15 protein-coding genes are annotated in these 12,973 nt (G+C 70.9%); 7 read left to right on the top strand and 8 right to left on the bottom strand.

All coding sequences use genetic code 11. The features are described from left to right. Positions 1-142: 142 nt before the first annotated feature. Positions 143-772 carry a TetR/AcrR family transcriptional regulator gene (locus VD659_RS15090; protein WP_423261893.1) on the bottom strand — a complete coding sequence of 210 codons (630 nt, stop codon included), beginning with the start codon at positions 770-772 and terminating at the stop codon, positions 143-145. A 103-nt stretch (positions 773-875) separates the two neighbouring features. On the opposite strand from VD659_RS15090, the gene VD659_RS15085 reads away from it, so the two are divergent. Further along, complete coding sequence (locus VD659_RS15085) at positions 876-1,223, top strand: DoxX family protein (protein ID WP_137837096.1); 348 nt, start codon at positions 876-878, stop codon at positions 1,221-1,223. 17 nt (positions 1,224-1,240) lie between these two features. On the opposite strand, the gene VD659_RS15080 is transcribed toward VD659_RS15085, so the two are convergent. From VD659_RS15080 to VD659_RS15070, 3 genes are all read right to left on the bottom strand, one after another. After that, positions 1,241-2,791: a hypothetical protein gene (locus VD659_RS15080; protein ID WP_423261892.1), complete on the bottom strand. Its 1,551-nt coding sequence runs from the start codon at positions 2,789-2,791 to the stop codon at positions 1,241-1,243. A 22-nt stretch (positions 2,792-2,813) separates the two neighbouring features. Then, the gene (locus tag VD659_RS15075) at positions 2,814-3,650 is read right to left on the bottom strand and encodes a hypothetical protein (RefSeq protein WP_423261891.1); all 837 of its coding nucleotides are present in this window, start codon (positions 3,648-3,650) and stop codon (positions 2,814-2,816) included. Positions 3,651-3,818: 168 nt separating this feature from the next. After that, on the bottom strand, positions 3,819-4,325 hold the full coding sequence (locus VD659_RS15070; RefSeq protein WP_423261890.1) for a MarR family winged helix-turn-helix transcriptional regulator: 507 nt from the start codon (positions 4,323-4,325) through the stop codon (positions 3,819-3,821). A 52-nt stretch (positions 4,326-4,377) separates the two neighbouring features. Here VD659_RS15070 and VD659_RS15065 point away from each other — a divergent pair, with 52 nt between their 5' ends. From VD659_RS15065 to VD659_RS15040, 6 genes are all read left to right on the top strand, one after another. After that, a complete protein-coding gene (locus tag VD659_RS15065) occupies positions 4,378-5,478 on the top strand; it encodes an LLM class flavin-dependent oxidoreductase (protein WP_423261889.1) in 1,101 nt (366 codons plus the stop codon). Beyond that, entirely contained in the window at positions 5,471-6,181 is a 711-nt protein-coding gene (locus VD659_RS15060) for an NADPH-dependent F420 reductase (RefSeq protein ID WP_423261888.1), read from the top strand. The genes VD659_RS15065 and VD659_RS15060 overlap by 8 nt, the downstream gene beginning before the upstream one ends. 125 nt (positions 6,182-6,306) lie before the next feature. Further along, positions 6,307-7,020, top strand: coding sequence for a 3-oxoacid CoA-transferase subunit A (locus tag VD659_RS15055; protein WP_137837091.1), 714 nt, complete (start codon positions 6,307-6,309; stop codon positions 7,018-7,020). Continuing rightward, positions 7,017-7,685, top strand: a complete 669-nt coding sequence (locus VD659_RS15050; RefSeq protein ID WP_423261887.1) for a 3-oxoacid CoA-transferase subunit B — start codon at positions 7,017-7,019, stop codon at positions 7,683-7,685. Before VD659_RS15055 ends, VD659_RS15050 begins: the two co-directional genes overlap by 4 nt. Then, positions 7,682-8,854 carry a thiolase family protein gene (locus VD659_RS15045; protein ID WP_423261886.1) on the top strand — a complete coding sequence of 391 codons (1,173 nt, stop codon included), beginning with the start codon at positions 7,682-7,684 and terminating at the stop codon, positions 8,852-8,854. Before VD659_RS15050 ends, VD659_RS15045 begins: the two co-directional genes overlap by 4 nt. A gap of 42 nt (positions 8,855-8,896) precedes the next feature. Next, positions 8,897-9,679: an IclR family transcriptional regulator domain-containing protein gene (locus VD659_RS15040; protein ID WP_423261885.1), complete on the top strand. Its 783-nt coding sequence runs from the start codon at positions 8,897-8,899 to the stop codon at positions 9,677-9,679. Positions 9,680-9,736: 57 nt separating this feature from the next. Here the strand turns inward: VD659_RS15040 and catA are convergent, their stop codons facing one another. The 4 genes from catA to VD659_RS15020 are packed head-to-tail and all read right to left on the bottom strand — an operon-like array spanning position 9,737 to position 12,964. Beyond that, positions 9,737-10,606, bottom strand: a complete 870-nt coding sequence (catA, locus tag VD659_RS15035; RefSeq protein WP_423261884.1) for a catechol 1,2-dioxygenase — start codon at positions 10,604-10,606, stop codon at positions 9,737-9,739. 44 nt (positions 10,607-10,650) lie between these two features. Continuing rightward, positions 10,651-10,953, bottom strand: coding sequence for a muconolactone Delta-isomerase (gene catC, locus VD659_RS15030; RefSeq protein ID WP_423261883.1), 303 nt, complete (start codon positions 10,951-10,953; stop codon positions 10,651-10,653). A 2-nt stretch (positions 10,954-10,955) separates the two neighbouring features. Continuing rightward, positions 10,956-12,065 carry a mandelate racemase/muconate lactonizing enzyme family protein gene (locus VD659_RS15025; protein WP_423261882.1) on the bottom strand — a complete coding sequence of 370 codons (1,110 nt, stop codon included), beginning with the start codon at positions 12,063-12,065 and terminating at the stop codon, positions 10,956-10,958. Next, positions 12,062-12,964, bottom strand: coding sequence for a LysR substrate-binding domain-containing protein (locus VD659_RS15020; protein ID WP_423261881.1), 903 nt, complete (start codon positions 12,962-12,964; stop codon positions 12,062-12,064). The genes VD659_RS15025 and VD659_RS15020 overlap by 4 nt, the downstream gene beginning before the upstream one ends. Between the last annotated feature and the right edge of the window lie 9 nt (positions 12,965-12,973).

Below are 12,973 nucleotides of genomic sequence, written 5' to 3'. Positions count from 1 at the left end.
CCCGCGAGCCATGCGGGCGCTGCGAGCCGTGCGCGAACCCAGCCCCACCCGAGCGCCGCGAGCCATGCGCGACGGGCGGGCACCGCGAGCCGAGCAGGCCCCGCGATCCACGCGGGCGCTGCGCGCAGTGCAGGCTCTCCGCTCAGATGAGCTCGGAGCACGCGCTCGACGGCGAGGACAGCGGCGTCGGCGACGGCGAGCGAATGCCGTCCAGGATGATGCCGAGGTGCCGGCTCCAGGCGAGCGGATCCATATCACGGGTCGCCTCGATGACCCCGGCGACCGAGAGGATGATCACGGCGAAGTCGGACTCGACGACATCCTGCCGGATCGCCTTCTGCTCGTGCGCTCGTCGCACCAGCACGCCGATGCTGTCCCGGATGCCCGTCCGCAGCTCGGCGAGACGAGGAGCGCCGTCGAGCGGCGCGGTCATGAGGAAGGTGAAGCCCTCTTCGCGGGCCTCGAGTTCGCAGAGGCCGCGGAGGAAGTGCACGAGCCCCTCCCACGCGTCGGTGCGGGCGACCGCGGCCTCGATCAGGGCGGTGACCTCGAGCAGCGGGTCTTCGAGCACGCTCTGCCAGAGGGCGGCGCGGGTCGGGAAGTGGCGGTAGAGGGTGGCGTTGCCCACGCCCGCCGCGGTGGCGATCGGCTCAAGCGGCGCGTCGAGCCCGTGCCGCGCGAAGGCCCGGCGGGCAGCGCCGACCAGACGCGCGCGGTTGCGCAGCACGTCTCGTCGTGGCGTCCGGCTCTCCGGGCTCTCGCTGCCGGTCATCTTCCGATGGTACGGAAATTCTTCGAGTCGCGTGGAATACGGAGAGCAGTATCCGCATTGAAACGGATGCAACTGTTCGTTTCTCAGCCTAGGAGTACCTTCCATGCACATCGCCTCCGTCATCATCTCGATCCTGCTCGCCCTGGCCCTCGCCGGTTCGGGCATCCAGAAACTGCGTCGCGCGCCGGCCATCGTCACCCAGATGACCGGGCTCGGGGTGTCCTCGCGGATGCTGACCGTGCTCGGCCTGCTCGAGGTCGCGGCCGCCGTCGGCCTGATCGTGGGCATCTGGTGGACCCCTCTCGCCATCGCCGCGGCGATCGGCGCCGTGATCTACTTCATCGGCGCGATCATCGCCCACGTGCGCAAGAGCGACAAGAACGTCGCGCCGGCCGCCGTGCTGCTGGTGCTGTCCATCGCGACTCTGGTGCTGCTGCTTCTCGGGGTGTGACGCGGGGACGGCGCGGCTCAGCGCGGATTCTTCGAGTCGGTGATGTCGCCGAGGAACTCCTCGAACGAGGGGAAGAGCGCGTCACGCTCGCGCGACACCCGCTCGGCCTCGAGGCCGATGCGGAGCAGCTCGTTGAGCGGCAGCGCGTCGGCGCCGATCCGCTCCTGCAGGGCGGAGACGCGCTCGGCGAGCGAGCCGTCGCCGGCGGCATCCGCCGAGATGCCGACCGCGGCTTCGAGGGGTGCGAGATCGGGCAGCGCCCCGAGCATCGCGGCCACGTCGGGAGCCTCGACGGCCACCCGTGACGGCTCCGGCACCGGCAGCACCCGCACCACGTTCGACAGTGCGGCGGTCTCGCCGTGGTCGTTGCGGGCCCGAACGCCGATGCGCCCGCTCTGCCGGGCGGTGAACCGCTCCGACACGATCCGCGCGCCGACCTCCCGCGTGATGTCGGCCCGCCCCGGCAGCTCGATCGTGAGCTGCCGGGCGCCGGTGAGGGCCACCTCGAGCCGCACCTCGTCACCCTCGGCCACGAGCGCCGGAGTCACCGTGACGCTCCGGATGACGGGCGCCTCGAGGTTCTCCACGATCAGGCCGCGCAGGTAGGCGTACCACTCGGCGGCGGTGGGCCGGTCGCCCGGCTCCTCGCCCAGCGCATCCTGCATCATCCGCTGCCCGGTCTCGTCGAGCACCCCGCGCACGCGGTCGGCGTCCCGGCTGCGTTCGAGCCCGTCGCCGGCCGGCGCGAGCACCCGCAGGATGAGGAGGCCGAGCTTGTAGAGGTCGGTCGCGACCGTCTGCACCGACGGGGCGGTCGAGAGGGCGGCATCCGTCTTCTCGTCGCCGTCGCCGCCGCCGTCGTCTTCGTCGCCGAAGGCCTCGGGCGCCGCCCACCCCGCGCTGTTGCGCTGCGGCGTGCCGTCGCCGGCGATGGCCGCCCCCTCGCATCCCACCACGAACGCCTCGGCGACGTCTCCGGCCCCGAACAGCACCGCCCGGTCGGAGAGGTCGCCGTACACCACCCCGTGCCGATGCAGTAGCTCGAGCAGCAGGCACACCCGCGCCAGCACGGTGCTGCGCGCGACGACATCCCGCTCCCCCACGGCGGCGGCGCCGGCCCGCCGGGCCCGCTTCGGAGCGACCACGAGCCACTTCGCCTGCTGCGGCACCTTGCCGTGCTTCGTGTCGTCGGCCGGCAGGTAGTAGAAGGGATGCGCGGCCAACGGCACGAGGCACCCCACGACATCGCCACCCTCCCCCTCCACCACGGCCAGCGGCCAGGCGGCGAGGCCGTCGAGCAGCGCCCGCTCCCGAGCGTCGAGCCCCCACCGCATCGCGACGAGCTGAGCCAGCACCGCCGAGTCCCCGTGGGTCGGCGTCGTCTCCCGGTCCCGGATGCGCACCAGCGCGAGCCCGCCGAGGTACCCGGGAACGGTGAAGGCCTCGAGCCGGTGCACCTCCGTGGCCGCCCCGCTCCCGATGAGCGCCCTCGCCCCGAGATCGACCTCCCGCACGCGGATGCCCGCCCCGCGCGACACGATCGCCTGCTGACCCAGTTCTTCCGCCACGAACAGCGAAGCTACCCCACGCTCATCTGTGTTCCCTGGAGCCCGCCGCGCGGTAGGCGGGGCGCGCGCCGAGTGCTCGCAGCACCGGTGCGACGGCGTGCGGATGCGCCTCACCCAGCTTCTCCTCCACGAGGTCGTAGAGAGCCGGCCAGCCCGTCACCGTCCAGATGCCGCTCTCGACCACCTCTGTCTGCAGCGCGAGCAAGTCGGTGTACAGGGCGAGCGTCCCCGCCGAGGCGCCCCGCGACCGCTGCAGCTCGATCCACCGCGGGTTCATCGCACTCACCGGCGGCCAGACAACGTCGCCGTGCGCATTCGGCAGGCCGAGCCAGACGAAGCCGACCTGCGGCGCGACGACGGCGCTGCTGGAGCATCCGTTCGGGTAGCACACGATCTGATTGCCGTACAGGAGCCCGTCGCCGTGACCGCCGCAATCCCCGTAGTTGACCTGTGCCTCGAACTTGCATTCGATGGCGACGACCGCGTCACGTGCTGGCGCCCCGGCGGACTCGTCGTCATTCCACTCGGCGGAATCGATGATGACGAGGTCGATCGTTCGAAGCCTGGTGGCATCCGGAAGGTAGAGCCGGCGGAGATCCGTGCCGGACACCAGCCGGAACGTCGTCTTGAACTCCCTGCCGGCGACCGCGCAGAAGTGCTGGATGACCGCAGCCTCCAGCGTGCCGTCGAGGAGCGTCAGGAACTTCGTGGCAAGCGCCTCGCCCGCGTACCAGCTCCGGCCGTCGACAGGCGGCTCCGCGCCGAGTATCGCGGCGTACGAACGCGACTGCACCTCGGTCAGTTCGGTCGACCACTCCGGATGCAGGATGCCGTCGCGAGCCAAGCTCTGGATACTCACGCCCGATTGCTCGTCGCTCCGCAGTTCTCCCTCTATACCCATGTCGTCCCCCATCCGCTCCCCCTCGCCCCTCGAGGCCGTCACCGCATCAGCGCGGCGCTTGTCGACAAGCGTAGATGAACCGCGACGCGGTCGACGACAGGGCGATGCACCCTCGATCCGGCCGGTCTACCCCATCGACGCGAGATGCTCGCGCAGGGCCCCCGTGACCTCTTCGACCGGGCGCAGCCCCACGCCGTCGTGCCGCCCGTCCGGCACGAACGCCTCGACGAACAGCTCCTGCACGGCCCGCAGGTGCGAGGCCGACGCCCGCCGGAACTGCGACGCCCCCGCCGCGGTGAGCACAGCTTCGGCGCCGCGGCTGTCGTGGGCCGACGCCTCCCGCGCCACGAGGCCCCGCGCCTCCATCCGCCCGAGATGGTGCGACAACCGGCTCCGCTCCCAGTCGATCGCCGCCGCCAGCTCCGACGACCGCAGGCGCCTCCCCGGAGCCTCCGACAGCGCGAGCAGCACCGCGTAGTCCCCCGTCGACAACCCTGATTCGGCCTGCAGCCGCGCGGCGAGACGGGACCGGATGCGGTCGCCGGTCTCCACGAAGTCGCGCCATACCCGGAGCTCCTCCGCAGTCGGCGATCGACGGCGATTCGGCGACTCCGCTGCCAGGGAATTTTCCACGAGCCCTCCTAGTTGACATGTCAATCATATGATCGAAAACCAGGAGAACACCGTGACCACGAGCCCGATCGAATTCGGACTGAACTCCTTCGGCGACGTCCCCACCAACGGCGACCGCACCCTGTCCGACGCCGAGACCGTGCGCCTGCTCGTCGAGGAGGCCAAGCATGCCGAACGGGTCGGCCTCGACGTCTTCAGCCTCGGCGAGCACTACCGCGAGGGCTACGTCGACTCGGCCACCCCGGTGCTGCTGGCCGGCATCGCCACGGCGACCGAGCGCATCCGCCTGGGCACCGCGGTCACCGTGCTGAGCACCAACGACCCGGTGCGCCTCTACAACGAGTTCTCGACCCTCGACGCCCTCTCGAACGGGCGGGCGCAGCTGGTGCTGGGCCGCGCATCCCAGACCCAGTCGTTCCCCTTGTTCGGCTACGCGCTCGAGGACTACGAGACGCTCTTCGAAGAGAAGCTCGAGCTATTCATGAAGCTCCAGCGCGAGGAGTCGGTGACCTGGGCGGGCACCGTGCGCACCCCGCTGACCGACCAGACCCTGCACCCGCGGATGCACCCGGGCGGCATCCCCACCTGGATCGGCGTCGGCGGCAGCCCCAACTCGGTCATCCGCGCCGCCCGGTACGGCCTCCCCCTCATGCTGGCCATCATCGGCGGCGAGCCGCACCGCTTCGCCGGCCACGTCGACCTCTACTTCCGCGCGCTCGAGCAGTTCGGACTGCCTAGGCAGCCCGTCGGCCAGCACGCCCTGGGCCTGATCGCCGACACCGACGAGGAGGCGGCCGAGACCTGGTGGCGCGCCTGGGAGCCGATGGTCACGATGATGGGCCGCGAGCGCGGCTTCTACCCGCCCACCCGCGAGCGCTACGATCTCGAGCTCGCCACGGGCGCGCTCTTCGTGGGCTCGCCCGAGACGGTGGCGCAGAAGATCGTGCGCATGACGCACGAGCTGCAGATCAGCCGCTTCGACCTCAAGTACGACATCGGCGGCCTGCCCGTCGACGCGCGGGCCCGCACCATCGAGCTCTTCGGCACCCGAGTCGCACCCCGCGTGCGAGAGCTGCTCGCCGCCGAGCGCCGCGAGCAGCCGGAGGTGCCCACCACCCACCCCATGCACCCGATCGGACCGACCGATGCCTGAACCCCAGCCCACCCTCCCCACCGTCGGCATCCTCGGCGCCGGCAAGGTCGGCACCGTGCTCAGCCGTCTCCTCCTCGCCGCCGGTTACCGGGTGCTCATCGCGGGCTCGGGCAGCCCCGCGAAGATCGCCCTCATCATCGACGTGCTCGCCCCCGGCGCCCGCGCGACGACGGCCGAGGAGGTCGCTCGCGAGTCCGACATCGTCATCCTCACCCTCCCCCTCGGCAAGTACCGCTCCATCCCGGCCGAGCTCCTGCGGGGCAAACTCGTCGTCGACGCCATGAACTACTGGTGGGAGGTCGACGGCATCCGCGACGACCTCGACGACCCGCGCGTCTCCACGAGCGAGCTCGTGCAGGCGTTCCTCCCCGGCTCCCGCGTCGTGAAGGCCTTCAACCACATGGGCTACCACGACCTGGATGAGGGCCCCACGCCCGCGGGCACGCCCGGTCGCAAGGCCATCGGCATCGCCGGAGACGACGAGCACGCCCTCGCCGAGGTGTCCGCGCTGGTGGACGCCTCGGGCTTCGACCCGGTGCGGGTGGGCTCCCTGCACGAGAGCATCGCGCTCGAGCCCCACAGCGAGCTCTTCGGCGCCAATCTCACGGCCGACGGCGTTCAGGATGCGGCGAGCCGCTTCCCGACGACCGAGCGCGGCCTCGAGGTGGCGGCGGCGCGCACGCGGGAGGTCGTGGACTCCTAGTGGAGACCCGCCCGGCGATCGGCTAGGCTGTTCACCAGACGCACGCATGTTCACAGAGCGCACACTGTGCTGAGTAAAAAAGCACCGGGTGAAGAGGGCGTCGGGTGAAGAGCAGGGAGCCACACGTGATCTCGAAGACGGTCGACCATCTGGCCGACGCCGTGGCGGGCATCGAAGACGGCGCCACCGTGATGGTCGGCGGGTTCGGCCTGGCCGGGCATCCGGTCGCCCTGATCGACGCCCTGCGGGAGCAGGGCGCGAGCGAGCTGACGATCGTGAGCAACAACGCCGGCAACGGCGACACCGGTCTCGCGGCCCTGCTCAAGGCCGGTCGCGTGAAGAAGGTCATCTGCTCCTTCCCCCGCCAGGTCGACTCCTGGGTCTTCGACGAGCTCTACCGCGCGGGCGCCGTGCAGCTCGAGATCGTGCCGCAGGGCAATCTGGCCGAACGCATCCGTGCCGCGGGCGCGGGGATCGGCGCCTTCTACACCCCCACCGGCGTGGGCACCCTCATCGCCGAGGGCAAGGAGCAGCGCACCATCGACGGCCGTGATTTCCTTCTCGAATACCCCTTGCACGCCGACTACGCACTGGTCTCCGCACTCGCGGCGGATCGCTGGGGCAACCTCGTCTACCGCAAGACCGGCCGCAACTTCGGCCCGATCATGGCGGCGGCGGCCCGCACGACCATCGTGCAGGTCGACCAGGTCGTCCCCCTCGGCGCGCTCGATCCCGAGGCCGTGGTCACCCCCGGGATCTTCGTCGATCGCGTGGTCGCGGTCGGCGAGAGACCCTGGCTCCACGACGGCGTCTTCGTCGGTGCGGAGGCGGCCTCATGACCGCAGGGCTCGACCGGCGCGCACTCGCCGCACGCATCGCCCAGGACATCCCCGAGGGCTCCATCGTGAACCTCGGAATCGGCGCACCCACGCTCATCGCCGACCAGCTCCCCGCGGGGCTCGAGATCATCCTCCACACCGAGAACGGGATGCTCGGCATGGGGCCGGCGCCGGAGCCGTCGCTCGTCGATCCCGACCTCATCAACGCGGGCAAGCAGCCCGTCACCGAGCTGGTGGGGGCCGCCTACTTCCACCACGCCGATTCGTTCGGCATGATGCGGGGCGGCCACCTCGACATCTGCGTGCTCGGCGCGTTCCAGGTCTCGCAGCGTGGCGACCTGGCGAACTGGCACACCGGGGCACCGGATGCGATCCCGGCCGTCGGAGGCGCGATGGATCTCGCGATCGGCGCCAAGAACGTCTGGGTGATGACGGATCTGCTCACCCGCGACGGTGGGTCGAAACTCGTCGACGAGTGCTCCTACCCGCTCACCGGCAAGCACTGCGTGAGCCGGGTCTACACCGATCGCGCGGTCTTCGACGTGGTGCCCACCGGCTTCGCCGTGACCGAGACCTTCGGCGGCGGCACGGTCGACGAGCTGCGCGCGCTGACCGGGCTCGATCTCGTCGACGCCACCGCCGAGACCCAGGAGGGGCGCTCATGATCGCCAGTTTCGTCTACGACGCCGTGCGCACGCCGTTCGGCCGCTTCGGAAAGGGGCTCGCCCACATCCGGCCCGACGACCTGCTCGCCACGGTGGTGCGCGGCGTGCTCGACCGGCATCCGCGGCTCGACCCGGCGCAGATCGACGACGTGGTCGCCGGCGCCGCGAACCAGGCCGGCGAGGACAACCGCGACGTCGCGCGCATGGCCGTTCTGCTCGCGGGGCTGCCGACATCCGTTCCCGGCATCACGGTCAACCGCCTCTGCGGTTCGGGGGTGCAGGCCGTGATGGACGCCTCCCGGGCCGTCGAGTCCGGCGACTCCCGGCTCGTGCTCGCGGGCGGGGTCGAGTCGATGAGCCGGGCGCCGTGGGTGCTGTCGAAGCCCGAGCGCACCTACCCCGCGGGCAACGAGACCCTGCACTCGACGACGCTGGGCTGGCGGCTGGTGAACCCGCGGATGCCGAAGGAGTGGACGATCTCGCTGGGCGAGTCGAACGAGATCCTCGCCGAGCGCTTCGGCATCGGCCGCGAGGAACAGGATGCCTTCGCGGTCGCGAGCCACACGAAGGCGGCGGCCGCCTGGGATGCCGGCTTCTACGACGCCGAGATCGTGCCGGTGCCGGGCGCGGCGCTCGAGCGGGACGAGGGCATCCGGGCCGATTCGACCCTCGAATCGTTGGCGGCGCTGAAGCCGGCGTTCCGCCCCGACGGCACGATCACGGCCGGAAACGCGTCGCCGCTGAACGACGGTGCCTCGATGGTGATCGTCGGCGCCGAGAACGCGCCCCTCGATGCGGAGCCGCTCGCCCGCATCATCGGGCGCGGTGCAGCGGCGGTCGACCCTGACGTCTTCGGCATCGGGCCGGTCGAAGCGGTGAACCGCGCTCTCGCGAACGCGGGTAAGACCTGGGCCGACGTCGACGTGGTCGAGCTCAACGAGGCCTTCGCCGCGCAGTCCCTGGCCTGCCTGCGGCTCTGGCCCGATCTCGACCCCGAGAAGGTCAACATCCACGGCGGTGCGATCGCGCTGGGTCATCCGCTCGGGGCCTCCGGCGGCCGCATCATCGGGCACGCCGCGCACGAGCTGGCGCGGCGTGGGCGCGGAGTCGCCGTCGCCGCGATCTGCATCGGGGTGGGCCAAGGTCTCGCCGTCGTTCTGGAGCGGTGAGAGCGCGCAGCCGGAACGGTGGAGCGACGCTAGCCTGACAGGATGGCCGACGAGATGAGAGACACGGGCGAGGGCCCCTACGTACAGTCGCTCGCGCGCGGTCTCGCGGTGATCTCGGCGTTCGGTGCCGAGCGCCCCGAGATGACCCTGAGCGAGGTGGCCGCCGTCACCGGCCTCTCCCGCGCCACGGCGAGACGCTTTCTGCTCACGCTCACCGAGCTCGGCTACGTGCGGAGCGACGAGAGGAACTTCGCGCTCACACCGAAGGTGCTCGAGCTCGGCTACAGCTATCTGGCGGGTCTCACCCTGCCCGAGATCGCACAGCCGCACCTCGAACGGCTCTCCCGCACCCTCGGCGAGTCGAGTTCGGCCTCGGTGCTCAGCGACGGCGAGATCGTCTACATCGCCCGGGTGCCCTCCCGGCGCATCATGGCGGTGACGATCACGATCGGAACCCGGTTCCCCGCCGCGGCAACCTCGATGGGCCGCGTGCTGCTGGCCTCACTCCCCGAGGCGCAGCTCGCCGCCCGCCCTGAGCTGCTCGAGGTGCCGCCGCTCACGCCGAACACCCTCCACGACGCCGCCGCGATCGCCGGCGAGCTGGCGCGCGTGCGCCGCCAGGGCTGGTCGATCGTCGATCAGGAACTCGAGCTCGGCCTGCGCTCGGTGGCGGTGCCCGTGACCCGCCGCGGCAGCGTGGTCGCCGCGGTCAACGTGTCGACCACGCTCTCGACGAGCCTCGAGCGGATGCGCGACGAGTTCGTGCCCGCCCTGCAGGCCACGGCGGCCGCGATCACCGCGGACCTCGAGCGCGTCACCGCCTGATCGCGGAGCGACGGCCGGGCGCCGTGCGGGCCCCGGCCGTCGTCACCCGCGCTCCCGTCACGCCGGGTCGAGCACGAAGTCGTAGGTGACCTCGAGCCCGTCGCCGCCGGCCCGCTCGTGCGGGTCGAGCAGCAGCTCCGGCTTGACCGCACCGGCGATGTCGTCGTCGTTGTGCGGGTCGCCCGGAAAGTAGAGCTGCGTGGTGAGCAGCTGGTATCCCGGCTTCGAGACCTTCAGGTGCAGGTGCGCCGGGCGCCACGCGTGCCAGCCGGCCGCGTCGATCAGCTGGCCGCAGGCGCCGTCGGTGGGGATCATGTACGGCGCCGGCTTGATCGCGGTGATCGCGAACGCGCCCTCGTCGTTGGCGATGAAGGTGCCCCGCAGGTTCCACTCCGGCAGGCCGGGCGCGAACTGCGAGTAGAAGCCGAGGTCGTCGGCGTGCCAGAGCTCGATCTTCGCGCCGGCGAGCGGCGTGCCATCCGTCGCCCGCACGTCGCCCTGGAACAGCAGGGGCGTGCCCGGCTCGTCGGGGCGCATCGGGAGCGTGCCGTTCCACTCGAACACCGGGGAGTCCTCGACGTAGTAGGGGCCCTCGATGGTGCTCTTGCTGCCCTCGCGGTGCGCGCTCGCGACCTGTTCCACCGAGTGCTCGAGGAATACGTCGAGGAACAGCGGCCACTCGCCGTCGGTGCCCACCCGGATGAGCCAGGTCTTGAGCGCGTTGTACTCGTCGTAGGTCACGTGCTCCTCGAGCACGAGGTCGTTGAGGGCCTTGATGGCCTTTGTGGCGAGCAGGCTGACCCGTGCCTTGTCGGCGCTGGCCTGTCCTGCGGCGGCGGCGGCACGGCTGGCGAAGGCCGCGGTGGCGTTGGCGCCCGAGTCGGCCGCTTTGGCGCTGAACTCGGTGGTGAAATCGCTTGTGCTCATGAATCGAACTCCTTTGTCATCGGATTCTGGGGGGCGAGGGTGTTTCAGGACTCGGATGCGCCTCCGGGGCGGTCGATCCGAGACGGATGCGCGGCGAGCGGCGTGACGTGGATGCGCATGTACGGAAAGAGCGGCAGCCCGCTCAGCAGCGTGTGCAGCTCGTCGTTGCCGGCCACGTCGAAGACGGAGTAGTTGGCGTACTCGCCGACCACGCGCCAGAGCTCCACCCAGCGGCCGTCGCTCTGCAGAGCCTGGGCATAGGCCTTCTCGCGGGCCTTGATCTCGTCGGCCTCGGCCGCCGGCATCGTCACCGGCAGCTCGACGTCCATCCGAACCAGGTAGAGCACGGTCAGTTCCTTCCGTCGGTGCGGTAGCGGGCGAGCTTCTCGGGGTCGATGTCGACGCCCACGCCGGGAACGGTGGGGGCCGCGATCACGCCGTCGCGGATGACGAGCGGTTCGGCCACGAGGTCGTCGGCCATGTCGAGGTAGTTCGACAGTTCGGCGGCCCGGCGGGAGGAGTGGGCGAAGGCCGCCCCGAACGTCACGGTCGCAGTGCTGCCGATCTGCGAGTCGATCTGGTTGCCCATGATGACGTCGACGCCGAGGGCTTCGGCGTAGGCGAGGATCTTCTGCGACTCCGAGAACCCCGAGCGGGCGGTCTTGATGCTGAGGGCCGTCGCCCCGCCGGTCTGGATCTCGCGCGCCGCATCCCCGAGCGTGGGCACCGACTCGTCGGCCACCACCGGGATGCGCGAGAGCTGCACGAGGCGGCGCCGGCCGAGGATCTCGCGGGCGTCGTCGGGTTCTTCGAAGTAGGTCAGCCCGAGGCCCGCCGTGGCGTCGAGCACCTGCACGGCCTCGGTCGCGGTCCAGCCCCGGTTGGCGTCGAGATAGAGCTCCACGTCGGTGCCGAGGCCTTCGCGCAGCGCGAAGCAGAGGTCGATGTCGAGCGAGAGCGGCCGCCGCCCCACCTTCACCTTGAACACCGCGATGCCGTATTCGTCGCGGAAGCCCTGGGCCTCCTCCACCATCGCGGCCGGTTCGGCGAATCCGATCATGTGGGCCACGCGGAGGGAGTCGGTGTAGCCGCCGAGCAGACGGTGCACGGGCTGACCCACCGACTTGCCGATGAGATCCCAGATCGCGATGTCGACCCCGCCCTTGGTGGCGTGGTTGCCGACCGTGCGGTCGAGTGCCGCGTGCAGGCGGCCGCGGTCGAGCGGGTCGCAGCCCACCAGCGCATCCGAGAACAGGGTCTCGAGCAGGGCCACGACCCCGGCCTGGGTCTCGCCGTAGGTGTAGGGGCGCGGCGGGATGTCGGCCACTCCCACCAGCCCGTCGTCGGTGGTGAGCCGAACCAGCACGTGATCGATCTGATGAACCGAACCGCTCGCGAAGTGCAGGGGCTTCTTCATCGGGATCGTGTAAGGAATGGCCTCCACACGCTGGATCTTCATCGGGCCTCTCCTCGGACTTCTCTGATGACACCCTCGAGAAAGGGCAGGAAGCGGGCCACGGCCCGCGAGTCGTCGTCGCTGCGCCAGGCGATGGCGAGCTCCACCATGGGCGCGTCCTTGATCTCGCGGAACACCGTGCCGCCCAGGTTCAGACTGGTGGCCGATTCGGGCACCAGCGCCACACCCACTCCGGCGGCCACCAGCGAGAGCAGCGTCGAGGTCTCCGACACCCGATGGCGGTAGTGCGGCCGGATGTTGTGCTCCAGCCAGCACGCCGCGAGCGTCTGGTGCACGGTGGAGTTCTCGGGGTAGCCCACCAGATCCTGATCGTTGAAGTCGTCCATGCTGATCTCGGCCAGGTCGAGCAGGCGCGAGTTCGAGGGCAGCGCCACCATGATGCGCTCCCGCGCCACCACGATGTGCGAGACCAGGTCGCTGGCCACCGGCGGCCGGAGCACCGCGATGTCGATGCGGTGCTCGAGCAGTTCGCCCACGAGGCCCGGCGTGAGCAGTTCGCCGCTCACGGTGAGGGCGAGGCCGGGGAACGCCCGGCTGCCCTCGCGCACGACCCGCGGCATGATGCCGTAGGTGGCCGCGCCGGTGAAGCCGAGCCGGAGCACCCCTTCGAGCCCCTCGCCGACGCGCCGCACGTCGACCTCGAGCGACTGGAGGTCTTCGATGATGCGACGGCCGCGCTCGTAGAGCAGCTGCCCTGCGGGGTTGAGCTCGACCTTGCGGGTGGTGCGGGTGAGCAGCTCGGTGCCGAGGGCCCGCTCGAGCTGGCGGATCTGCTGCGAGAGCGGCGGCTGCGCCATCATGAGCCTCTCTGCGGCGCGTCCGAAATGGCGCTCCTCAGCCACGGCCACGAAGTAGCGCAGCTGGCGGGTCTCGATCGCCATCTTGCCTCC

It is taken from the genome of Herbiconiux sp. 11R-BC, from assembly GCF_049472555.1.
Taxonomy (GTDB): domain Bacteria; phylum Actinomycetota; class Actinomycetes; order Actinomycetales; family Microbacteriaceae; genus Herbiconiux.
This window is presented reverse-complemented; position numbering and strand designations above follow the sequence as displayed.

What these genes read in the sequence shown, in the direction of transcription:
- VD659_RS15090 (WP_423261893.1), bottom strand. Translation starts at nt 772, where the DNA reads ATGACCGGCAGCGAGAGCCCGGAGAGCCGGACGCCACGACGAGACGTG.
- VD659_RS15085 (WP_137837096.1), top strand. Translation starts at nt 876, where the DNA reads ATGCACATCGCCTCCGTCATCATCTCGATCCTGCTCGCCCTGGCCCTC.
- VD659_RS15060 (WP_423261888.1), top strand. Translation starts at nt 5,471, where the DNA reads ATGCCTGAACCCCAGCCCACCCTCCCCACCGTCGGCATCCTCGGCGCC.
- VD659_RS15050 (WP_423261887.1), top strand. Translation starts at nt 7,017, where the DNA reads ATGACCGCAGGGCTCGACCGGCGCGCACTCGCCGCACGCATCGCCCAG.
- VD659_RS15045 (WP_423261886.1), top strand. Translation starts at nt 7,682, where the DNA reads ATGATCGCCAGTTTCGTCTACGACGCCGTGCGCACGCCGTTCGGCCGC.
- VD659_RS15040 (WP_423261885.1), top strand. Translation starts at nt 8,897, where the DNA reads ATGGCCGACGAGATGAGAGACACGGGCGAGGGCCCCTACGTACAGTCG.
- catA (WP_423261884.1), bottom strand. Translation starts at nt 10,606, where the DNA reads ATGAGCACAAGCGATTTCACCACCGAGTTCAGCGCCAAAGCGGCCGAC.
- VD659_RS15025 (WP_423261882.1), bottom strand. Translation starts at nt 12,065, where the DNA reads ATGAAGATCCAGCGTGTGGAGGCCATTCCTTACACGATCCCGATGAAG.
- VD659_RS15020 (WP_423261881.1), bottom strand. Translation starts at nt 12,964, where the DNA reads ATGGCGATCGAGACCCGCCAGCTGCGCTACTTCGTGGCCGTGGCTGAG.